The following is a 21,113-nucleotide window of genomic DNA, read 5'->3' as shown; positions in this document are numbered from 1 at the left end:
GCCTCTCTGCAACCGGACGGCGAAGGCGGTGACGACGATGGAACTCCCCCTGGTCGTGGGTGTCGACGGGTCGGACTCCAGTCTGCTGGCGGTCGACTGGGCGGTGGACGAAGCAGCACGCCAGGGGCTGGCGCTGCGCTTGGTCCATGCCTCCCAGTGGGAACGCTACGAGGAGGTCCGCCCCTCGTTCGGCGCCGGGCGTCCGGCCGAGGAGGTCCTGGCACAGCACATCGTCGCCTCTTGTGCCGAACGCGCCGGGCTGCGTGATCCCGAGGTCAAGGTGTCGGCCGAGGTGTTGCCCGACGACCCCGTGTCCGCGCTGCTGGCAGCAGGGTCCGATGCCTTCGCCCTGGTAACGGGCGTCCGTGGGCTCGGACGGATCGCCGGGATGCTGCTGGGTTCGGTGAGCCTGGCCGTCGCGGCTCGTGCCGCGTGCCCGGTCGTCGTGGTCCGTGGCACGGAACACGCCCGCCAGGGAGCCGGCGGCCGGATCGTGGTGGGGGTAGGGGATCCCGAGGGCAGCACCGGCGCCGTTCGGTTCGCCGTGCGTGAGGCCGAAGCACGCGGCTGCGGTCTGACCGCCGTACGGGCGTGGCGCACCCCGACCGTCGAGCCCGTGGACCACATGCCGGCCGCCGACGACGACGCCCGGCTGCGCGAGCAGCAGGCCTCCGCCGCCCTCGACGACGCGCTGCGCGAGGCCGAGCGGGCGCACCCCCGGGTGGAAATCCGTCGACGCGCGGTCGAGGGCCCCGCCCATCGCGTCCTGCTGGACACGACGGCCGAGGCCGACCTCGTCGTGGTCGGCGCCCGGCGTCGGCAGGGTCACTTCGGCCTGCAGCTCGGCAGGGTCGCGCACGTCCTGCTCCACCACTCCGAGTGCCCGGTCGCCGTCGTCCCGCAGCCGGTCTGAAACCGCCGCACGGCCCTGGGGACCTGGACCGTCCCGGCAGGAGAATGCCTCCGGGGGGAGGGAAAGGTGGCGGATGTCGCAGTGGACATGGAAGTGGACGGGTTACGACCCCGCCGGCGAGCGGTTGCGTGAATCTCTCTGCACGCTGGGCAACGGCTACTTCGCCACGCGGGGCGCACTGCCCGAGTGCCGGGCGGGCCTGGTCCACTACCCGGGAACCTATGCGGCCGGGTGCTACAACCGGCTGGAGTCGACCGTGGCGGGCCGGCAGGTGGTGAACGAGGACCTGGTCAACCTGCCCAACTGGCTGCTTCTCCGGTTCCGCCGGCGCCGCGCGGGGGGTGCCTGGGGCCCGTGGTTCTCCCCGCACCCGCACACGCTCCTCGAGCACAGCCACACCCTGGATCTGCGGCGCGCGACGCTCACCCGCTCCTTCCGCCACCGCAACCACGAGACAGGCGTGCTCAGTGTCGAGCAGACCCGCCTGGTGCACATGGAGGATCCGCACCTGGCCGCGCTGCGGACGGTCTTCGCGGCGGAGGACTGGTCGGGAGAGATCGAGGTCGAAAGCTGCCTCGACAGCAAGGTGATCAACGGCAACGTGCACCGCTACCGCGCCCTCGACCGCCGTCACCTGACCGGAGTCCGGACAGGAACTCGTGAACCCCGCACCGTCTGGCTGAGCTGCCGGACCAGCGCGTCGGGCGTCGTTCTCGTCCTGGCGGCGCGGACGACGGTCGTCGCCGACCAGCCCCCCGTGTCATCGGCTTTCCGTCCGACCCGCCACCGCGCCGTCCACCGCCTGGTGATCCCGATCGCTCCCGGCCGACCCGTCACCGTGGACAAGACCGTCGCGCTGCACACCTCACGGGACACCGCGATCAGCGATCCGCTGGACGCGGCGCTCGACCGGGTGTCCGCCGCGGCGGACTTCTCCGCGCTCCTGGACTCCCATACCGCCGCCTGGGCGCGGTTGTGGCGGCGCGCGGACATCCAGGTACCGGGCGAGGCGGGCCGGATCCTGCGGCTCCATCTCTTCCACGTGCTGCAGACGCTGTCACCGCACACCGCGGATCTCGACGTGGGCGTGCCCGCGCGGGGGTTGCACGGGGAGGCGTACCGCGGTCATGTCTTCTGGGACGAGCTGTTCGTGCTGCCGTATCTCGACCTGCACTTCCCGGAGGTCTCCCGGGCGCTGCTGGACTACCGCTACCGGCGCCTCCCCCGTGCCTGCAGGGCCGCCGCCGAGGCCGGCCGGACGGGGGCGATGTACCCGTGGCAGAGCGGCAGCGACGGCCGTGAGGAGACTCAGGAGTGGCATCTCAACCCGGGTTCCGGCCACTGGCTGCCGGACCACTCCCGGCTCCAGCACCATGTCGGGTCGGCGATCGCCTACAACGTCTGGCAGTACTTCGAGGCCACCGGCGACACGCAGTACCTGCACACCAGGGGCGCGGAGATGCTGCTGCAGATCGCCCGGTTCTGGGCGGACCTCGCCGTCCTCGACCCCGGCACCGACCGCTACCGGATCCTCGGCGTCGTCGGCCCCGACGAGTACCACGACGGCTACCCGGGCGCCGAGCGGCCGGGACTGGACGACAACGCGTACACCAACGTCACCACGGCCTGGGTGCTCACCCGCGCTCTGGAGCTCCTGGAACGTCTGCCCACCTGGCGCCGCGACGAGCTCTTCGAGCAGATCGGGCTCGGCCCCGAGGAGCCGCCGAGGTGGGAGGAGGTCTCCCGTCGGCTGCGGGTGCCGTTCCACCAGGGCCTCATCAGCCAGTTCGAGGGGTACGACGCTCTCACCGAGCTGGACTGGGACGCCTACCGCGCGCGGTACGGCACCATACGGCGCCTGGACCGGATCCTGGAGGCCGAGGGCGACACCGTCAACCGCTACAAGGCCTCCAAGCAGGCGGATGTCCTCATGCTCGGCTACCTGTTCTCACCCGCCGAACTGAGGTCGCTGTTCCGGCGTCTCGGGTACGAGCTGGACGACGGCATCTGGCGCCGCACCGTGGATTACTACCTGCGGCGCACCAGCCATGGCTCCACCCTCAGCGAACTCGTCCACGGCCTGGTCCTCGCCAGGGCCAGACGGGCCGACGCGTGGCAGTACGTCCACGAGGCCCTGGAGGCGGACATCGCCGACATCCAGGGCGGTACCACCGGTGAGGGCATCCATCTCGGGGCCATGGCCGGGACCCTCGACCTGGTCCAGCGGGGCCTGACGGGGCTGGAGACCCGCGAGGAATCCCTGTGGCTGGACCCGGTTCCGCTGCCCCCGCTCTCCGAGTACGGATTCACGGTGCGCTATCGCGGTCACTGGGGTGTCGGCGTACAACGCCGCAACGGGCGGCTGGAGATCGCCGTACCCGACTCGGAGAGGTCACCGATCCGCGTGGTCCTGGCGGACCGGGCCATGACCATCGCCCCCGGGGAGACGTGCACGCTGATGCTTCGGGAGGAGTGACCGGGGTGAGGCCGGTGCCTGGGCCCGCTGCGTCGGCGTACCCGCGGAGACCTCTCAGGCGTGGGCCACGACGGCCACGGGGCAGCCGACATGGTGGATGGCGGCGTGGGTGACAGGGCCGGTGTGCGGTCCTGCCGGGCGTTCGGTGATACGGCGCCCGACGACGAGCAGGCCGGCCTCGGCCGCCGCCTGGACCAGCACGGTCTGCGGCCGGCCCTCCGTGACGGTCTCGACGACCTCGACCCCGGGATACTTGTCGCGCCACATCCGCAGGACGGCGGTCAGGAAGCCGAGCCACTCGTCGGCCCGCTCCGAGGCGCTGACCAGTCCGAGGTCCCCGGGGCCGAGCCCGATCGGGGAGGGCTGCCGCCAGGCGTGGACGACCCTCAGGCGGGCCCCGCGCAGCCGGGCCGCCTCGAAGGCGAACTCGATCACCTCGTCGCAGGGGTCGGCGAGGTCGATGCCCAGGACGACATCCCGGTATGCGGTGCGGGTGGACGCGCTGCCGTCGGCGGCGGGCAGGTGTTCGTCGGCGGGCTGCTCCCCCGCCCGGACGAGGACGACAGGGCGCTCTGCCCGTGCCACCACGCCAAGTGCCACCGAGCCGACCACGAAACCGGTGAATCCGCTCAGCCCGCGCGAGCCCAGCACCAGCAGCTCGGACTGTTCGGGGGCCTTCAGCAGGGCGGCGACCGCGGGTCCCTCGACCTGCTCGTCGTTCAGGCGGACATCGGGGCAGGTGCGGCGGACGCGTTCCTCGGCCTGGCGCAGGGAGCGTCGGCCCAGATACCGCTGGGCGGCGTTGGCCTGCTCACCGGACTCCTGGCGTGGGTGCCAGTTCCAGGCGTGCACGAGGCACAGCGGCCGGTCACGGCGGACCGCCTCGTGCGCGGCCCACTCGGCGGCGGCCAGGCCCTCGGCGGATCCGTCGACCCCGACGGCGACGGGTGCAAGCATGACGGTTACCTCCTGTGTTCGGACTGGTCTCGGTCCCAGCGTCTTCCTGCGGCCCGCCACCGGACAGGGGCCGCCAGGGCTCCGGCCGGGTCCGTTCGGCCCCCTCCCACCCACTCCGTCCTGGGAGACGTTCTGTTCATGTCTCCCGGCGGCTCGGCCTTGTCTCTGCAAGCGCCGTGTCGGTGGTGCTCGGCCGGCGCACGGCAGTACCGCACGAGCGCTGCCGGACGCCGTCCGGTGCCGGGTCGCCGTCATGCCGTCGTGAGTCCCGGCGGGGCAGGTCGGCCGGGCCCGACCGGGCCGCGAGGAGCCCGTCTTCCTGGCGGCCGGGCATGTGTGCGCGGTGACGGGCCGGCACGAGTACGAACCCGTCGAGCGGGTTGCGGCGCAGCCGCCACCACCGGGTCCCGGCCGTCCGTACGGGCCGCACCGTGGCCATCGTCACCAGCTGACCAGGCTGCCGTCGCGGACCAGGACCTCGGCGGGCGGGCGGCGCGGCGCGGTCCATGTCTGTGCGGGGCGGCCGAGCCGCAGCGGCATCTGCGGAAGGTTCCCGGCCGTCAGGCGATGGCGCAACTGGGCGCGCAGCGCGGGCAGTTCGAGGGGCTGGGTGTGAAGGGCGGCCATGACCCCGCGGGCGGCGGCGGCCAGCAGGACAACTGCCGATCGCCCGGCCCACGGTGGTCCTTCCTGAGCCGAACCGCCCTGGCCTGTACGTCCGTTCGGCCCCATGTCGGGGGCCCAACAGCACTGGGGGGATGCCCCCGGCAGGCGGTTCGCTGGAAGTGTCGGAGGAGGCTGCCATGTTCAGCGACACACCGTACGCCCGCCGCGCCCGTCGCCACCGCTCCACCGTGGTCACGGCGACGCTGGCTCTCCCTCTGCTCACGCTCGCCGCCTGCGGCACGACCACCGCTCCCGGCACGCCCTCCGGAACGTCGTCCCTCGTGGACAGCGGGACGTGGGGCGGCACGACCGGTGCCCCCGCGCCCTCCGCCTCCCCAGCCCCGACCTCCGCGGCACCGAAGGCCTCGGCACCGAAGGCCTCGGCCGGCGGCTCCGGCACGTCTGCGGCCAAGAAGGTCCGTACCGCGGTGTACTTCCTGCACGGCGCGAAGGTCTCACCTGCGCCGCGCACGGTCGCCGCCCCGGCAGCCGCCACGGCGGCGCTGCGCGCCCTGCTGGCCGGCCCCAGCCGCTACGAGGGCAGCCGGTCCCGCACCACCGCGATCCCGCCAGGCACCGAGCTGCGTTCGGTCGCCGTCCGCAACCACGTCGCGACGGTCGATCTGTCCGGCCGCTACGACGACACCGGCGGCAGCGGGTCGATGCGGGCCCGCCTGGCTCAGGTCGTGTTCACGCTGACCCGCTTCCCGGCCGTCCACAAGGTGGCGTTCGAGATCGAGGGCAAGCCGGTCACGCACTTCGGCCCGCAGCGGATCGTGCTCAACGGGCCGGTCGGCCGCGCCGACTTCGAGGACGTGTCCCCGGCCGTCCTGGTCGAGTCGCCGCTGCTCGGCGACACGGTCCGCACGCCGCTGCGCGTGTGGGGCAGCGCGAACACGTTCGAGGCCGAGTTCCGGCTGAAGGTGACCGACGCGGCCGGGCACAAGGCCGCCGACCTCCTGGTACGGGCCACGTCCGGCACCGGCACCCGCGGCACCTTCGACGTCACCGTCCCCTACCGGGCCGCCCGGTCCGGTCCCGGCCTGCTCACGGCGTACTTGGTGCCACCGAAGGACGGCCGGCCGGTGACCGTCGACACCGTGCCGCTGACGGTGAACCGCTGACGCGGGCCCACGGAGCGTGTGGTCCCCGGCGCGTGATGCGCCGGGGACCACACACTCCGTGCCGACGGCGGCGCGTCACAGCTTCCGCAGCCATTCGTCGGCGACCCCGTGCATCGCCCGGTCGTCGAGCCGGACGTGTGAGTCGTCCAGCCGGAAGGTGAGCTTGTCGACGACCGCGACCACGCCGTCGATCTGACGGGTCATGGAGACGGCGATCTCCGTGTCGGTCTTGCGGTCCATCCGGCCGGCCAGGGTGACCACGCCCTCCGTGACGGACACGTCGATGCTGCGCGGCTGCAGCCACAGGGCGCGCTCCAGCACCTCCTCGACGACCTGTGTGTGGATCTCCGCGTCGGGTCGCAGGAAGACCTGCAGCAGGTCGCGGCGGGTGACGATGCCGACGAGCCGCCACTCCTCGTCCAGGACGGGCAGCCGCTCCACGTGGTGCAGGGCCATGGTGCGGGCGGCGACGACAATGGTGTCGTCGGCGTGGACCGTCACGGGCGGAGCCGTCATCAACTGACCCGCGGTACGGGCCCGCGCCTTGGCGGCCCGCGTCCGGCCCCTGCGGGTCAGGCCGGCGAGCCGGTGGTGCTTCTTCGGCTCGTAGGGGTCCGGGCTGTCGGCCTGCCGGATCATCAGGTCGGTCTCCGAGACGACTCCGACGACCTTGTCGTCCTCGTCCACGACCGGCAGGCCGCTGATGCGGTGCTCGCCGAGCAGCCGGGCCACTTCCTTGAAGGGCGTCGCCTGCGCGGCGCGGACGACCTCCGTGGTCATCACGGAGCCGACCTTGTTGTGCTTCATGGCTTTCCTCCTCGACGGAGCCGACGCGGACACGAAGTCAGGGCCCGGGCGCCGGCCGGCAGGTGCTCGACCGGAAGCGGTCGACGCTCCGGTGGGTGTACCTCCGAAGTCCGGCGCGGTCGTCGGCCCGCGCCTCATCGCCGGGTCTCCCCAGGTCTGTTGACACCTCGAGCGTCCATCTGAACCGGCCGCGTCCCCATGGGCTGTTCGGGACCGATCGAGGACCTGTCGGCCTTCGATCCGGGCCGGGTCTCCGGTAGGGCGGGCTCGGTCCGCGGGCGAACAGGCCTGCCCGCCGACCGGTTCGCCTTCGTCCCTGCGGTCGGCCGCGTCCGGGACTTCCGGCGCGACGCGGGGCCGTCCGGCCCCTGCCCCACCGCCGGCGGGCGGGGCAACCGTGGACGGAGCTTCCGACCAAGCCCGACGGCCCCTGGTCACCGAGCGAGGAGGAGACCCCATGTCCACCACGCTGCTCGACGTGGCGACCCTGGAGAAGATCGTCTCGGCTGCTGTGGCCGCCCCTTCGATCCACAACACCCAGCCCTGGCGATTCCGGATGGACCCGGAGCCGCCGGCCCTGCAGATCCGGGCGGCCGCTGACCGCGGTCTGCGGCACATCGACCCTTCCGGGCGCGCGCTGCACCTCTCCGTGGGCTGCGCGCTGTTCAACGTGCGGCTGGCTGTCGCGCACTTCGGGTGGGAACCGGTGCCCCGGCTGCTGCCCAGGCCCGACGAGCCCGGCCTGCTGGCCGCCGTCCGCCTCGGCGGTCCCGTCCGCCTCTCACCGGCCGCGGGGCTGTACGACGCCGTGTGGCGCAGGCACAGCAGTCGCTTCCCGTTCTCCGACCGGCCGCTGCCCACCTCCCTGCTGCACGAGCTCGCCGAGGCCGTGCACGCCGAGGGGGCTCTGCTCGGCTACCCGGATCCCGAGGAGACGGACCGCCTGCTACGGGTGACGCTGGAGGCGGAGCGGCGCAACACGGCCGACCGCGACCGGGGAGCGGAGAGCCGCCGATGGATCCGGGAAACGGACGGCACGGCGCTCGGCGTTCCGCCGTCGGCCGTAGGACCGCAGGACTACCGGGACCGGGTTCCGATGCGGGACTTCGGGGCGCACCACCACCCGGCCGAGCTCGCCGCCCGCACCTTCGAGCAACGACCCACGATCGCCGTGCTCTCCACCTCGCACGACCGCCGGGCGGACTGGCTGCGGGCCGGTCAGGCGCTTCAGCACGCCCTGCTGGTGGCGACGACCGCCGGCGTGCGGGCGTCGCTGCTGCACCAGGCACTGGAATGGCCGGAGCTGCGTGAGCAGTTGGCAGGGCCGCAGGACGGCCGGATGCACGCGCAGATGGTGATCCGTCTGGGGTACGGACCGGAAGGGCCGGCCTCCCCTCGGCGTACGGCGGCGCAGGCCCTGGAGTAGGGCCCGCCCGTGCTCCGCCGGGAGCGCGCCGTGGTCCGGCGTTCCCGCGCCGCGCTCGCCCGCAAGGCACCGAACGGACCACTCGGGCAGTCCACTCGGCCCTCGCAGGCACCCGCGGACCGCGATCTCCTGAGAGCGAGGAGCGCTCCTGTTCCTCTCCGGGAAGGAGGAGAGTTCCATGTCCGAGCCCTCGACGGTCCATCACATCACTCCGGGTTCCACGGTGCCGCCTCTCCCGTCGCCGGAGCCGGCCGCTACCGCCTCCGGCGCCCTCGGGCGTGTGGGCAGGCCGCTGTCCGCCGTCGACCATGTCGCCGACTTCTACGGTGCCTACACCGACGCGCTGCGCGACCGGGGCCGGGGACAACTCGCCGACGCGCTGCGGCATCACTACCTCTCAGCCGACTTCCGCCGCAGCCTGATCAGCTGGGAAGCGGTCCACGACCGGGACGGTGTGCTGCGGGCGCGGGGCGTGCCGGCCTCTTGGCGGGTGGTCTACGACAACAGCGGCACGGGGCACTGCTGGAGCCGGGTCACCCTGGTCTGGGAGGACGACGAGAACCGGCCGTACCGCACCACCCGCCTCCTGGTCCGGTCCGATCCGGTCACCCGGCGCATCTGCGGCATACGGTCCCTGGGCACGTCGGACGCAGTCGATGCGACCTGAGACACTCCCGCCGGGGCGTCCGCCGAGGTGGGCCTTCAGGCCCGGACGGCCCACCCGGCCGGTCCCGCTCCGGGACGTTCAGCACCTCACGCCGACGGCCCCACGCGACGCTTCATGGGGTTATGACGAACATCCATGACATACCGTCAGCGGCCGCCGCACCGCGTGGTCAGGAGATGCGGAACCGGTGGGTCACCCTTGTGGTGCTCTGTGTGTCACTGCTGATCGTGACACTGGACAACACCATCCTGAACGTCGCGCTCCCGACCCTGGTGAAGGAACTCGGGGCGACGACAACCCAGTTGCAGTGGATCGTCGACGCCTACGCCCTGGCCTTCGCCGGGCTGATGCTGGTCGCGGGCAGCAGCGCGGACCGGTTCGGGCGCCGCCGGGTCTTCGTCACCGGGCTGGCCGTGTTCGGAGCCGCCTCGGCGTGGGCGGCCTACTCGGGCTCGGTGGGCATGCTGATCGCCGCCCGGGCGGGCATGGGCGTCGGTGCGGCGATGATGATGCCCGCCACGCTCTCGATCATCACAGACGTGTTCCGTGATCCCGGCGAGCGGCAACGCGCGATCGGCCTGTGGGCAGCCACCAGCGGACTGGGCATCGCCATCGGCCCGGTGGCGGGCGGACTGCTGCTGGAGCACTTCTGGTGGGGATCGGTGTTCTGGGTCAACATCCCCGTCGCCGCCCTCGGCCTCGCCTGTGCCGCCTTCCTGGTGCCGGAGTCCCGTAATCCGGCGGCGCTGCGGCCGGATCCGGCCGGTTCGGTCCTGTCGATGGTGGGGCTCGGCCTCCTGCTCTGGGCGATCATCGAGGCCCCGGTGCGCGGCTGGTCCTCCGGCGCCGTACTCGGCGCGGGCGGCACCGGCCTGGTGGTGCTGGTGGTCTTCGCCGTCTGGGAGCGGCGCACCGCGCACCCCCTGCTGAACCTGGCCTTCTTCCGCGACCGCCGGTTCTCCGTCGCCACCTCGTCGGTGGCGCTCGCGATGTTCGGACTCTTCGGGGCCCTGTTCGTGCTGACCCAGTTCCTGCAGTTCGGTCTCGGCTACAGCGCACTGCAGACCGGTGTACGGGTACTGCCCGTGGCCGGGCTGCTCGCGCTGGTCGCCCCGCTGTCCCCGGCCCTGGTGCGGTGGGCCGGCACCAAGGCGGTGGTGGGCACGGGTCTGCTGGCCGTGGCGACCGGGTTGTGGCAGCTGTCCACCGCGGAGTCGTCCGCCACGTACGAGGATCTGCTGGCCGGTCTGCTGCTGCTCGGCCTCGGCGCCGGACTCGTGGTGCCTGCCGCCCTCGACGCCCTCATGGGCACTCTGCCGCAGGGCGACACCGGTGTCGGCTCGGCCACCAACGGTGTCTCCGTCCAGTTGGGCGGGGCGGTCGGAGTGGCCGTGATCGGCAGCCTGCTGACCACCCGCTACCAGGACCGTATGGGCCCGCCGCTGAGGCCTTACCAGCTGCCGCACGACGTCTCGGACAGTGTGCTCGGCTCGCTCGGGGGCGCGCTCGCGCTCGCCGAACGGGTGGGGGGCGTGTCGGGGCGGATGCTGGCGGACCTCGCCCGCTCGGCGTTCGTCAGCGGTATGGGCCTCGGCCTCACGGTCGGGGCCTGCGTGGCCGTCGGCGGAGCCCTGCTGGCCTTCGCCGCGCTGCCCGCCCGGCCGTCCAGGGCCTCCGTCGAGCCCAAGGAACCGCAATAGGCCACACGGCTGCGCGATGCGCGGGTCCGCAATGGTCAGGTCGGCCGGTGACCTGCCCGTTCAGCCCCGGCGATGTACGCCGGCCGCCGAGCACGCCGGAAGACAGGGATGGAGGAGATCCGCCACGACCGAGGTCCGCAACGCGTCGTCGCGCGTCCGTCGCACCGGGGTTGTCCCCAGGGGCGAGAGCCTGGGCAGACCCGTCCGGACGCGGCTTGCGGCGACCGGCCGGCGCCGCGGCGCGTACCGCCGCCAGAGCCGGCGGTGTGGCGATGGCCGGGCCGCCGGACAGGTCGGCCACACCGAGGACCCGGCCGGTCCTGGGATCGCGCACGGGGGGGGCGGCGGCGCAGGACCGGCCGTGCACGGCGGCGCGGTAGTGCTCGCCCGCCACGATCTGCACGGCCCGGCCCAACGCCAGTGCGGCACCAGGGGCGTTGGTCCCGGCCTGCCGCTCGGACCAGCCGGCGCCCTCGGCGAAGTGCATGCGCTCGGCACGCGCGCCGGCCGCGGTGTCCCCCTCGACCCACAGGAGGGTGCCGTCGGCGTCCCCTACGGCGAAGACCTGCCCGTCGTCGGTGGCACCCGCGCCCAGCACCTCACGAAGCATCGGCAGAGCCACGGCGAGCGGATGGGCGTGCCGGTAGGCACGCAGGTCCCCTGCGGGTGTGGTCAGCGACGGCAGTACGCTGCCGTCGGCGGGTACGCCACACCGGGCGCTGCGGCGCCATGACTCGGCCACCAGATCCCGCACCCCCGACGGCATGGCCGGGGAGGTCGTGAACCGCTCGTGTGCGGCGCGCAGTGCGAAGTCCGAGGCTGCGGTGGAAGCATCCGTACGACCGGCACCTCCCGCATGTCCTACTCCCGGTCCGTGCGCATCAGCCTCGTGCGTCCGCCGGGCGGCCTGGAGAGGCCGACCGGCCCGGGGCCGGGGCCGGTCGGACCGCCCCTGGCCGGAAGTGAACTCTCCTGGGTGTCCCCACTTACCAGTGTGGTCCCGCGAATCGAGCACGGCGATGGGCCACGCGGTCACAACGAACCGCCGTACGGCCTCACTTCGCCGTCGGCGTCATGGTGGACGGTTCGGCTACCGCTCCCCCACGGGCACCTGCCACACCAGCGAAGTGCCGCCGCCCTCAGGGCGGTTCACCTCCAGCGAGCCGCCCAGCTGCTCGGCCCGCTCGGCCATGTTGCGCAGCCCGCTGCGGCGGCCCTCGGCCGGGATGCCCACGCCGTCGTCGGTCACCGTCAGCCGTACGTCACGGCCGTTCGCCTCCAGGGCCACATCGGCCCGCTGGGCCCGCGCGTGCCGGGCGATGTTGGTCAGGGCCTCGGACAGCACGGCGATCACGTGATCGGCGATCTCCCGCGGCACCTCCGTGTCGACCAGGCCTTCCATGCGCACGCTGGGCGGGAAGCCGAGGACCTGGGCGGCCTCGCCGATCGCCCGTACGACACGCGCCCTCAGTCCCGTCCCGGCTCCGCCGTCACGTGCCCGAAGCCCGAAGATGGTCGACCTGATGATCTTGATCGTCTCGTCCAGGTCCTCCACCGCCCGCATGACGCGCTCGGCGGCCTCCTCGTGCTCGATGAACCGGCCGGCGCTCTGCAGCGTCATTCCGGTGGCGAACAACCGCTGGATGGCCAGGTCGTGCAGGTCCCGGGCGATGCGGTCGCGGTCCTGGAGCACCGCGATCTCCTCGGCGTCCCTGCGTCGGTCCGCCAGCTCCATCGCGACGGCGGCCTGGGCGGCGAAGACCTGCAGGGTCTCGGTCTCCGTGCCCGTGAACGGCTGTCGCCCGGTTTCCCGCGCCAGCAGGACCACGCCTCGCGGACCCGCCTCGCCCGTGCCGATGGGCACCGCCACGGCAGGGCCCAGTCCCCCGAAGCGCGGAGGCTCCAGGGAGATGCGCTCATCGTGGCCGACTTCCTCGCTGGTGACCGGAGCCGCAGCGGAGAATGCCAGGCCCATCAAGGTCCGGTCCAGGGACAGAACCAGCCCTTCGTGTGCCTCGGCGTCGAGGCCGACGGCGATCTCCACGGCCAGTGACCCGGCACCCTCCACGGGCAGGGCGACCACGGCGAGGGCCGACCCCGTGATCTCACCGGCCCGCTCCGCGATCAGGGCGAGGACGTCGGTGCGGTCGCCACCGGACATCAGCCTGTGGGTGATCTCGGCGTTCGCCTGCAGCCAGCGTTCCCGCAGCCGCGATTCCTCGTACAGGCGTGCGTTGTCGATCGCGACGCCGGCCGCCACCGCCAGGGTGGACAGGACCGACTCGTCTTCCTCGTCGAACTGCAGCCCGCCGCGCTTCTCGGTCAGGTAGAGGTTGCCGAAAACCTGGTCGCGTACCCGGATGGGCACGCCGAGGAAGGTGTTCATCGGCGGATGGTGGGCGGGGAAGCCGTGCGAGGCGGGGTGCTGCGAGATCTTCGTCAGCCGCAGCGGCTCGGGGTGACGGATGAGCTCCCCGAGGATGCCGTGGCCTTCGGGGAACGGGCCGATCGCGGCGATCCGGTCCTCGCTGACCCCGATCGTGTGAAAGGCGGACAGCCGCTTGCCGTCCGGGCCGATCACGCCCAGGGCCGCGTACTCGGCGTCGACCAGCACGGCCGCCGCCTCCACGATGCTGTACAGCGCCTGCTCCAGGTCGAGCTCCCGGCCGACCGACAGCACCGCCTCCAGCAGGCTGTGCACCCGGTCCCGCGTGCTACGGGCCGCGTCGAGCCGCGCCTGCAACTCCTCCAGGAGCTCGTCCAGCCTGAGCTGGGGCAGCCGCACTCGAGCCCCCCCGGGCTCCTCGGAGCGTGCCACCGGTGACCCTCCCGATCGTGCGCAGGCCGGGCCGACAGTCGGCTGTCCGGTCACAGGACACCGTAACGTTCCGGGCCCGCTGAGAAAACAGCGTCCGCCTCGCGGCGTCATCCTCACGGGGCGCCGGACGCCGTCGCGCACGGTCGTGACGGTGGCGCTGGGAGGTACCGGCGGTGAACGCCCCGCACAGTCGCGCGCCGTTCGCGAGTCGGGGCCCACCGAACCCGACCGGCTGCGGGCTCGGCCGGAGCGGCTCGCGCCACAGGCCCCCGGAGCCTCTCCCACCGTGACGATGAATGCTGTCGCAGACATATCGGCCGCAGCGATGTGAAGGACCCACCAGGCCCGGGAGCGGCCCGAACGGCCCTAGTGCCGGAGGCTGCCTCCCCGTTCGAATGATGTGGTCCATCAGAATCGGCTCGCGGGCCACCGTGGCCGAGTGACCAGAACACCTACGGATACCGCCTATGGCCCTGGACCAAGCGCAGCCGGTCTCCCCGGGACCCCGCCAGAGCGTGACGCTCGACGCCACGGAGGCCTTCAGGCTGCTGGGCAGCGTCTCGATCGGGCGGGTCGTCTTCACCCAGCACGCCCTGCCGACCGTGCGACCGGTCAACCATGTCCTCGACGGTGGGGACGTCGTCATCCGCACCCACGAGGGCGCCGCCCTGACCTCCCGCAGCCGGCAGGCGGACGCGCCGGGCGTGGTCGTCGCCTACGAGGCCGACTCCATCGACCCCGTCACGCATCTGGGCTGGAGCGTCGTGATCACCGGGTACGCCCGGCTGGTCACCGACGCCCGGGAACTGGCCCGCTACCGCGAACTGCTGCACCCCTGGGTGGGCGGTGCGATGGATTACGCGGTCCGCATCCACCCGGATCTGATCACCGGCATCCGTCTGGCCCCGGCCGCCACCTGAGTCGGGCGGTGGCAGATGTACGGCCGGCCGTGGCGGCTCGGCCTGGCGTGAGGGGCAGCCGTGCGGGACGACGGCCGCCGGGGCAACCGCGTGCCGGACCACCTCGGGCGTCTCCGGGCCGATCGGCGAAACCAATGGTCGCGGTGCGGCGGTTCCAGCAGGCCCACAGGTCCCTTTGCGGTGCCGAAGAACCGTTGTGGCGCCAGGTGACGACATGTGACAGCACCCGAAAGGGCGCCGCCGCTGGGGATGGTGTTCCCCTCAGCGGCGGCGCCCCTGGCGCGATGCGCTCCGGGCTGTCAGAGCAGCCACCGGTTTCGGAGCCGCTCACGGTTGCGGCCGACGGTCACAGCAGCCAGCGGTTGCGGTGGACGAAGGGCAGCCGCGCCCAGACCTTGCCCAGGCCCCAGGTGGCGCCGGCGCCCGCTGCCGCGAGGGCGATCAGCACGACGGCGTAGATGAGGTGGTAGTCGGCGAACGGGTTGGTGGACATGCTCAGTGACCCGTCCGACAGGTGCTTGGCCGGGGGCCACTCCGCCATCCACATCAGGGCCATCATCGCCGTGCCCGCCACCGCGGTGAGCCGCAGCGCGACGCCCGAGACGAGCGCCAGGCCGATGCCCAGCAGGCCGAGCATGAACAGCCAGTCCGCCCAGCCGGCCCCGGCCCAGTCGTGGAACGCGGACTCCAGCGGCCCGGCCGCGACCGAGCTCAGGAAACCCTTGGTGGGCGAACCGCCGTCGATCCAGCCCTTGCCGGACGGGGTGGCGTAGCCGAAGCCGAAGGTCTTGTCGAGGAACGCCCACAGGAAGACGAACCCGGTCAGCAGGCGCAGCCCGGCGAGCACGTGCGCACCGGTCACGGTCGCCGTCGCGGTGTCCGCGGCCTGCGGAGCCGCTTCCGCCCGGTTCCGGGACGGCAGACGGAATCCCAGGTGACGTTGCGGGTGGTTGTGCACTGCCATGATCTTCATCCCCTCCGAGGAGTGACACGCGGGGGCTGTCACAGCCCTTGTCGCGTTTCCAATGTCCCGCCTGCGCCCCGCCCGCCGGAGGGGCTGCAAGGGCCCCGTCGACGGCCCGAACGTCCTGTGTCTCAGGGCCACTTGGCGACCGCGAGCGTCCGGGTCACCGGCCCGTGGGCACCAGCACGACCGGGCAGTGCGAGCGGTGCAGCAGGGTGTGCGCGACGGGGCCGAGGTGCGGCCCGGGGTGTCCGGTCCGACGGTGGGCGCCGATGACCACGACCGCCGCCTCACGGGTCGCCTCCAGCAGCGCGTGGGAAGGTCCGCTGCGCACGGTACGGGCGTCGACGCTCACGCCGGGGTACCGCTCCTGCAGACGGGAGAGGCTGAAGCGAGGCACGGCCGCCTCCGCCCGGTCCCGCTGGGCAAGACGCTGCCGGCCGGGGCTCGACGCGGAGTCCAGCCAGGGCAGTTCGGGCGTGACGTACCGGTGGTCGGGTGCGTGCAGGGCCCACAGCCACACGCCACGACGCTCCGCCTCCTCGAAGGCGTACACCGCTGCCCGGGCGTCGGCGTCGCCCCGCAGACCGAGCAGCACCGCCGGCCGCTCACCGGGGGAAGCTGCGCCGGTGTCGCACGGGTGGTCCTCGCGTACGACCATCAGCGGACCCTGCACATGCGCGGCCAGCCGCAGGCTCACCGAGCCGAACAGGGCGCCGGTGACCCCGCCGAACCCCCGCGTGCCGACGACGGTGAGGGCGGCGCACCTGCTCTCATCGGTCAGCACCTTGACCGCGCTTCCCTGTACGGCCTTGGTCACCACTCGCAGGGCGGGGTGGCGAACGGCGACGCGAGCGGCGGCCGACGCCAGGATGGGCCCGGCCTCGTCGTCGTCGGGCACCGCATAGACGACGCGCAGTTCGGTGTGACGGCGTACGGCTTCGTCGGCGGCCCGGTCCAGGGCCCGTACGGAGACCAGTGAACCGTCCACACCCACGGTCACGTGATGGAGAGTCATGTCCCTTTTCCCTTCTGTGCCTTGCTGCTCGCATGCAGCGGAAGGGGCCGCCGGGACCAGAGCGCGGACACCGCCGGGCGGCTCGCGGGTTCCGATACGGCTCCGAGGACGATGCTCGTGCCGCGCGCACGCCGGGGGCAGGGACCGCTGGAACCCCACCGGCACGCCGTACGGCCCCTTGTCGTGGGGCCATACGGGCTGCCCGGTCGTGGAGGAGGCCGAGCGGCTGGGGGAAGCCGCCGCACGCCGGATGAAGTCGCGGCGGGGACGGCTATCGTTCTCGGCCCGGCCGAACTTCAGACAGGCAATAAATCCGAGGACGTTCGCGAAGGCGCGGACGGCCAGCCGGACCTGAGGCGTCAGGCTCCGGGTGTTCGGGGGTCGGGCGACGTCGATCATGCAGAGAACGGCGGGGAACACCGCGATCAGCGGCGCTGTCACCATCCAGGGCGTGGTCGGTGATGTGCTGAGGGGGTCGGCAAGCATGGGCGGTCTTTCCGGGGCGGCTCACCCGGCAGGTGCCAGTGGCTCTCCGGTAGGCCTCACGGGGTCTCGGGCGGGATGATGACCAGCCCTGCGACCTTCTCGTCAGCGTCGAAGGCAACCCGGGCCTTCATCTCGCCGGCCTCGTAGCACAGCGGGATGTCGACGACCGTGTGATCGCCGATGCGCCGGACGAACGGCTCGGTCCGGCCGAAGCCCTCGAAGGCGCCGACCAGTCCGGCGACCGTGGCAAGGCCGTTCCCGCGCACCTCGTCGGTGAACGCCGCCAGGACCTCGGCGTTGAAGGTTCGCCGGGCTTCGTCCATGCGGCCTTCCAGGACGTCCTTGACGATGGCGAGGGCGCGTTCCGCGGCGTCGAGCATGCGTACCGTCTTGTCCATGGGTTCTCCCGTTCGGGGATCGATCGGCTTGCCGAACCGCTGGAAGGCGGCCTGGCGGGTGACTCCGAGCAGGTCGCCGATCTCCTGCCAGGTGTGGCCGGCGTCCCGGGACTGCTGCACGCACAGCCTGAGCACCTGGCCCGCCAGGTCGTCGACCTCCTGGGAGCGCCGGACGAGGTCGAGGTAGGCGGGCTGCGTCAGCGGGCTCGCCACGGCTTCGGCCAGGGCCGAGGCCCGTTCGGCCAGCAGACCGCTCAGGGCGGTGAGGGGCATCGCGGAATCGACCATGTGTAAACGATGCCTTTACATATCATCGACGTCAAGGAAGCCTTTACACCTGACTCGATCCGGCGAGCAGGACCGGCAGATCCGAGGACAGCGACTCAGTCGGAGGCCCTCAGGTCCACGCCGTACATCGTGCGTCCGGCGACCAGCTCGCGTCCGGTCACCAGCTCCGGCTCGATACGGACGAAGGCCTCCTCCGGGGAAGCCACCCAGGAGCGAGGCCCGGTAAGGGCAAGGCGCTGCTGCTCGACGGGGTCGGTGACGACCGTGGCGCGCCCGGTGACGACGACGCTCCAGCCCGAGTGGGCCTCCGCATCGACCTCGTCGGCCTCGAAGGCGACCACCGCGCCGTCGATCGCACGGACCAGCTCCGAGACGGCCGAGGTACGCAGCAGCACCGCACTGTCCCGGTCCAGACAGAAGTTGACCGGAAGCACCGCGGGCAGGGCGTGGCGCGTGTGAACGATCCGGCCGACAGCCGCCCGCGCCAGCAGCCGCAGACACTCGTACCGATCGAGTTCGCGGAATCCGTCGTTGGGGTACATGAGTCAGCCGTCCCTCAGACCGTCGTCCACCGCCGGGTGCGGCGGTATGGGTACGACTCCATCTTTCGCTTCGCAAACCCAGGAACCAGGGGCCGTTCGTCCCGGCCTGTCCGGACAACGGCCCTTCTGTCGCCACTCGGCTGCGGCGTACGGGAAGGCCGTCCCGGCGTGACGGTCGTTCAGAACGTCGAATGCCGTGGTGACCAATGCGGCGAGGATCGTCGACATCGCCGGCGCCGGCGCCGGCAGAGCGGAGAAGTGGTCCCTGAGCTCCGACGGAGCTCCGGACGCATGGACCGGGCGGCCCTCCGTACAGGGGGCTCGAATCCGGTCCGAACGTCCCGTTCCGGGGTCCGAGCGGCCTGTGGCGTTCGGACATTGCGGCGCTCACCCTGAGAAGAGGGACCCCTCGGGCCCGCCCGTCCATCCGAGGAGGAGACCATGCACGGCAAGCCGCACACCGTGAGCGAGGTCATGACGCACGCCGTGGCCGCCGTAGGCCGCGATGCCCCGTTCAAGGACGTCGTGACCCTGATGGAGCAGCGGAAGGTCAGTGCCGTGCCCGTCGTGGAGGATGACGGCCGGGTGATCGGTGTCGTGTCCGAGGCCGATCTGCTGCGCAAGGAGGAGTTCCGGGACAGCGACCCGGACCGGTTCACACAGCTGCGGCATCCGGACGATCTGGCGAAGGCCGGCGCGGCGACCGCCCAGGAGCTGATGAGCTCGCCCGCCCTGACCGTGCATCCCGGTGCCACCCTCGCCCAGGCGGCGCGCATCATGGCGCACCGCAGGGTCAAGCGACTCCCCGTGATCGACGACGAGGGCCTGCTCGAAGGGATCGTCAGCCGTTCCGACCTGCTGAAGGTCTTCCTCCGCGACGACAGGGAACTCGCCGAGGAGGTCCGTCACGAGGTCGTCGACCGCCTCTTCCCCCTCTCCGCCGACCACATTCAGGTCGAGGTCGCCGAAGGCGTCGTCACCCTCACCGGGTGGATCGACGGTCCCGGCCTGGCCCCGGTCGCCGAGCGGCTGGCCCGTGCCGTCGAAGGCGTGGTGGACGTCCACTGTCTCCTCGTGCCGATGTCCGCACGGAGTGACCTGCGATAACGGAGCCCTACGTGACAGGACCCCGGTATCGCAGGTTCTCCTGTCCGGTATCCGAGGTCATCCCTTGCCCCCGCTGAAGTTCCGCCACTGGGGACCGATCTGCCGCCACTCCGCGTCCCACTCGTCGAGGCGGTGTCGCATCAACTGCCGACGGATCACCCAGCCGGCACCCCAGACGCCCGTGCTGACGAGCGGAGCCACGAGGGCAGCGGTCATGACGGTCTCGAAGGTCGCCTCCGCCTGGCTCGGCGGCGGGCCGACGAGCCGCTCACCGTGGTTCACCCACACCTGAAGCCGGCTGCCGGTGGTGGAGGTGGGGTCGGCCTTCGCAAGACCGGTGCGCGTGGAGCCGTCGGCGGCCGTCCAGCGCACCGTGACCCACACCTTCCCCACGTCGTAGCCGGCGACGACCGGTGAGCCCTCGGCCGCGTTCTCGGTCAGTTCGGCGGACACCGTATGAGCGGCCGCGCGCCGTGCGGCGAACGTCTGGTCCACGGCCTGACCCGCGGCCCATCCGGCGAGCAGTCCGCCGAGGAGGGTAACCGTCCAGACGGCGAGCACGATCCAGGCTTCGACGACGTCGCTGTGCCGGCGCAGCGGATTGTGCCGCCAGCGCCAGAGCGGTCTTGTGGTCACGTGTGCTCGGCTGGTCCGTGCCATGGTCCGTCGCCTCCTTCCCGGATCCGGGACATGCGGGCGCCTGCGCCCTCGGGCCGGGAGACACGCTCGTCGCCGGGGAGATCGGGGTCGAGGTCGGGGCGGTGACGCGGGCCGGTGAGTGCGCAGTCCACAGCGATCACCCCGTCGACGCTCCGTACCCACCCGACGGCCACCGGGATCAGCGTGGTGTCCGTGACGCGGCCGGTGAGGGTCACGACGCCGCCGTTGACCGCCACACGTATCGGTCCGGCCGAGTCGGCGAAAAGGTGCGGCACGATCGTGTGCCGGATCTCCTCGGCGATGTCCTCGTCCTCCCGCAGGAACACCTTCAGCAGGTCGGAGCGGCTGACGACGCCCTTCAGCAGGCCGTTCGCGTCGACCACCGGAAGCCGTTTGACTCCGTGCCGCGCCATCGACCGCGCCGCCTCGGGCAGCGTGGCCTCGGGGTGCACGGTGACGGCCGGGACGGTCATCAGCTCCTCGACGGTGACCGATCCTGCCTTGGCCGAGCGGGAGTCCGGCAGGCTGTCGTCGTACCGGACGGGAGCGCCGTCGCAGGTCTCCTCCTTGCGCAGCAGGTCCGCTTCGGAGACGACGCCGACCACACGTCCGTCGTCGTCCAGGACAGGCGCCGCGCTCACCTGCCACTGCTGCAGGGCCGTCACGATCTCCTTGAAGGCCGCGCCGTGGTGCAGAGCGAGGACGGTGTGGGTCATCACGTCGCTCACGACGTGCGGAGTGCCGGTCATGGCGACCTCCAGGGCTCGGCTGTCGGGGTCCGACACCCTCAGACTCCGCCACCCGTCCGCGCGGGGCTTGGGCCGAACGGTCCTGTTCCGGGCCCCGGTCTTCCCCGAACCCGTCAGCTTGTACACGGGCAGCTGACCTCGGCGCCATCGTGCTCGCGCGCAGGGAGTGCGCAACGGCACGTGGACTCGCGGACCGGCTGTAGGACCGGTCGCGCACCCGGGCCGGCTCCACGGTCACGGTCTGGGAGGACCGCCAGGGCCGGCTGACCAGCCGGCCGCCCAGCCCCACGGCGGCTGCGGTCGAGGCCGGTGTCCTGGGGACGGCGGCCGGCACCGCGCTGGCCGGAGCGGTCGCGGGGGCGGTGGCGATCGCCCGCTGGCGACTGGAGCAGCGGCGGCCGGACATGTGGGGCCGCGCGTGGACGTC

The 21,113-nt window shown here is 72.3% G+C and carries 18 protein-coding genes; 8 read left to right on the top strand and 10 right to left on the bottom strand.

All coding sequences use genetic code 11. The features are described from left to right. Positions 1 to 37 precede the first annotated feature (37 nt). Positions 38 to 913 (top strand): universal stress protein, encoded by an 876-nt coding sequence (locus tag AB0472_RS19595; RefSeq protein ID WP_366357722.1) that lies wholly within the window; start codon positions 38 to 40, stop codon positions 911 to 913. A gap of 73 nt (positions 914 to 986) precedes the next feature. Continuing rightward, positions 987 to 3,389: a glycosyl hydrolase family 65 protein gene (locus AB0472_RS19590; protein WP_366357721.1), complete on the top strand. Its 2,403-nt coding sequence runs from the start codon at positions 987 to 989 to the stop codon at positions 3,387 to 3,389. A 54-nt stretch (positions 3,390 to 3,443) separates the two neighbouring features. On the opposite strand, the gene AB0472_RS19585 is transcribed toward AB0472_RS19590, so the two are convergent. Then, positions 3,444 to 4,346 (bottom strand): universal stress protein, encoded by a 903-nt coding sequence (locus tag AB0472_RS19585; protein ID WP_366357720.1) that lies wholly within the window; start codon positions 4,344 to 4,346, stop codon positions 3,444 to 3,446. Between the two features lie 441 nt (positions 4,347 to 4,787). Then, the gene (locus AB0472_RS19580) at positions 4,788 to 4,973 is read right to left on the bottom strand and encodes a hypothetical protein (RefSeq protein ID WP_366357719.1); all 186 of its coding nucleotides are present in this window, start codon (positions 4,971 to 4,973) and stop codon (positions 4,788 to 4,790) included. A gap of 176 nt (positions 4,974 to 5,149) precedes the next feature. Here AB0472_RS19580 and AB0472_RS19575 point away from each other — a divergent pair, with 176 nt between their 5' ends. After that, a complete protein-coding gene (locus AB0472_RS19575) occupies positions 5,150 to 6,136 on the top strand; it encodes a GerMN domain-containing protein (protein ID WP_366357718.1) in 987 nt (328 codons plus the stop codon). Between the two features lie 75 nt (positions 6,137 to 6,211). Here AB0472_RS19575 and AB0472_RS19570 read toward each other — a convergent pair whose 3' ends face one another. Then, positions 6,212 to 6,943, bottom strand: a complete 732-nt coding sequence (locus AB0472_RS19570; protein WP_366357717.1) for a CBS domain-containing protein — start codon at positions 6,941 to 6,943, stop codon at positions 6,212 to 6,214. Between the two features lie 457 nt (positions 6,944 to 7,400). On the opposite strand from AB0472_RS19570, the gene AB0472_RS19565 reads away from it, so the two are divergent. From AB0472_RS19565 to AB0472_RS19555, 3 genes are all read left to right on the top strand, one after another. Continuing rightward, positions 7,401 to 8,369: a nitroreductase family protein gene (locus tag AB0472_RS19565; RefSeq protein ID WP_366357716.1), complete on the top strand. Its 969-nt coding sequence runs from the start codon at positions 7,401 to 7,403 to the stop codon at positions 8,367 to 8,369. A 178-nt stretch (positions 8,370 to 8,547) separates the two neighbouring features. After that, a complete protein-coding gene (locus tag AB0472_RS19560; RefSeq protein ID WP_366357715.1) occupies positions 8,548 to 9,036 on the top strand; it encodes a hypothetical protein in 489 nt (162 codons plus the stop codon). 122 nt (positions 9,037 to 9,158) lie between these two features. Continuing rightward, entirely contained in the window at positions 9,159 to 10,736 is a 1,578-nt protein-coding gene (locus AB0472_RS19555) for an MFS transporter (protein ID WP_366357714.1), read from the top strand. A 1,090-nt stretch (positions 10,737 to 11,826) separates the two neighbouring features. Here AB0472_RS19555 and AB0472_RS19550 read toward each other — a convergent pair. Then, positions 11,827 to 13,554: a GAF domain-containing protein gene (locus tag AB0472_RS19550; protein WP_366357713.1), complete on the bottom strand. Its 1,728-nt coding sequence runs from the start codon at positions 13,552 to 13,554 to the stop codon at positions 11,827 to 11,829. A 467-nt stretch (positions 13,555 to 14,021) separates the two neighbouring features. Here AB0472_RS19550 and AB0472_RS19545 point away from each other — a divergent pair, with 467 nt between their 5' ends. After that, a complete protein-coding gene (locus tag AB0472_RS19545; protein WP_366357712.1) occupies positions 14,022 to 14,474 on the top strand; it encodes a pyridoxamine 5'-phosphate oxidase family protein in 453 nt (150 codons plus the stop codon). Between the two features lie 346 nt (positions 14,475 to 14,820). On the opposite strand, the gene AB0472_RS19540 is transcribed toward AB0472_RS19545, so the two are convergent. The 4 genes from AB0472_RS19540 to AB0472_RS19525 all read right to left on the bottom strand — a co-directional run bounded on the left by AB0472_RS19540 (position 14,821) and on the right by AB0472_RS19525 (position 18,170). After that, positions 14,821 to 15,438, bottom strand: coding sequence for a hypothetical protein (locus AB0472_RS19540; protein ID WP_366357711.1), 618 nt, complete (start codon positions 15,436 to 15,438; stop codon positions 14,821 to 14,823). Positions 15,439 to 15,601: 163 nt separating this feature from the next. Further along, positions 15,602 to 16,456, bottom strand: coding sequence for a universal stress protein (locus tag AB0472_RS19535; protein WP_366357710.1), 855 nt, complete (start codon positions 16,454 to 16,456; stop codon positions 15,602 to 15,604). Between the two features lie 542 nt (positions 16,457 to 16,998). Then, positions 16,999 to 17,628 (bottom strand): DUF3887 domain-containing protein, encoded by a 630-nt coding sequence (locus AB0472_RS19530; RefSeq protein WP_366357709.1) that lies wholly within the window; start codon positions 17,626 to 17,628, stop codon positions 16,999 to 17,001. 95 nt (positions 17,629 to 17,723) lie between these two features. After that, a complete protein-coding gene (locus tag AB0472_RS19525) occupies positions 17,724 to 18,170 on the bottom strand; it encodes a pyridoxamine 5'-phosphate oxidase family protein (protein ID WP_366357708.1) in 447 nt (148 codons plus the stop codon). A 441-nt stretch (positions 18,171 to 18,611) separates the two neighbouring features. Between AB0472_RS19525 and AB0472_RS19520 the strand changes: the two genes are divergently transcribed. Further along, positions 18,612 to 19,277 carry a CBS domain-containing protein gene (locus AB0472_RS19520; RefSeq protein ID WP_366357707.1) on the top strand — a complete coding sequence of 222 codons (666 nt, stop codon included), beginning with the start codon at positions 18,612 to 18,614 and terminating at the stop codon, positions 19,275 to 19,277. A gap of 57 nt (positions 19,278 to 19,334) precedes the next feature. Here AB0472_RS19520 and AB0472_RS19515 read toward each other — a convergent pair whose 3' ends face one another. Both AB0472_RS19515 and AB0472_RS19510 read right to left on the bottom strand, forming a co-directional pair. Next, entirely contained in the window at positions 19,335 to 19,937 is a 603-nt protein-coding gene (locus tag AB0472_RS19515; protein WP_366357706.1) for a hypothetical protein, read from the bottom strand. Next, entirely contained in the window at positions 19,910 to 20,686 is a 777-nt protein-coding gene (locus tag AB0472_RS19510) for a CBS domain-containing protein (RefSeq protein WP_366357896.1), read from the bottom strand. The genes AB0472_RS19515 and AB0472_RS19510 overlap by 28 nt, the downstream gene beginning before the upstream one ends. Positions 20,687 to 21,113: the final 427 nt, after the last annotated feature.

It is taken from the genome of Streptomyces sp. NPDC086777, from assembly GCF_040702065.1.
GTDB lineage: Bacteria > Actinomycetota > Actinomycetes > Streptomycetales > Streptomycetaceae > Streptomyces.
This window is presented reverse-complemented; position numbering and strand designations above follow the sequence as displayed.

Coding starts and splice junctions, on each gene's coding strand:
- AB0472_RS19595 (WP_366357722.1), top strand. CDS start 38: ATGGAACTCCCCCTGGTCGTGGGTGTCGACGGGTCGGACTCCAGTCTG.
- AB0472_RS19590 (WP_366357721.1), top strand. CDS start 987: ATGTCGCAGTGGACATGGAAGTGGACGGGTTACGACCCCGCCGGCGAG.
- AB0472_RS19585 (WP_366357720.1), bottom strand. CDS start 4,346: ATGCTTGCACCCGTCGCCGTCGGGGTCGACGGATCCGCCGAGGGCCTG.
- AB0472_RS19580 (WP_366357719.1), bottom strand. CDS start 4,973: ATGGCCGCCCTTCACACCCAGCCCCTCGAACTGCCCGCGCTGCGCGCC.
- AB0472_RS19575 (WP_366357718.1), top strand. CDS start 5,150: ATGTTCAGCGACACACCGTACGCCCGCCGCGCCCGTCGCCACCGCTCC.
- AB0472_RS19570 (WP_366357717.1), bottom strand. CDS start 6,943: ATGAAGCACAACAAGGTCGGCTCCGTGATGACCACGGAGGTCGTCCGC.
- AB0472_RS19565 (WP_366357716.1), top strand. CDS start 7,401: ATGTCCACCACGCTGCTCGACGTGGCGACCCTGGAGAAGATCGTCTCG.
- AB0472_RS19560 (WP_366357715.1), top strand. CDS start 8,548: ATGTCCGAGCCCTCGACGGTCCATCACATCACTCCGGGTTCCACGGTG.
- AB0472_RS19555 (WP_366357714.1), top strand. CDS start 9,159: ATGACGAACATCCATGACATACCGTCAGCGGCCGCCGCACCGCGTGGT.
- AB0472_RS19545 (WP_366357712.1), top strand. CDS start 14,022: ATGGCCCTGGACCAAGCGCAGCCGGTCTCCCCGGGACCCCGCCAGAGC.
- AB0472_RS19540 (WP_366357711.1), bottom strand. CDS start 15,438: ATGGCAGTGCACAACCACCCGCAACGTCACCTGGGATTCCGTCTGCCG.
- AB0472_RS19535 (WP_366357710.1), bottom strand. CDS start 16,456: ATGACTCTCCATCACGTGACCGTGGGTGTGGACGGTTCACTGGTCTCC.
- AB0472_RS19530 (WP_366357709.1), bottom strand. CDS start 17,628: ATGGTCGATTCCGCGATGCCCCTCACCGCCCTGAGCGGTCTGCTGGCC.
- AB0472_RS19525 (WP_366357708.1), bottom strand. CDS start 18,170: ATGTACCCCAACGACGGATTCCGCGAACTCGATCGGTACGAGTGTCTG.
- AB0472_RS19520 (WP_366357707.1), top strand. CDS start 18,612: ATGCACGGCAAGCCGCACACCGTGAGCGAGGTCATGACGCACGCCGTG.
- AB0472_RS19515 (WP_366357706.1), bottom strand. CDS start 19,937: ATGGCACGGACCAGCCGAGCACACGTGACCACAAGACCGCTCTGGCGC.
- AB0472_RS19510 (WP_366357896.1), bottom strand. CDS start 20,686: ATGACCGGCACTCCGCACGTCGTGAGCGACGTGATGACCCACACCGTC.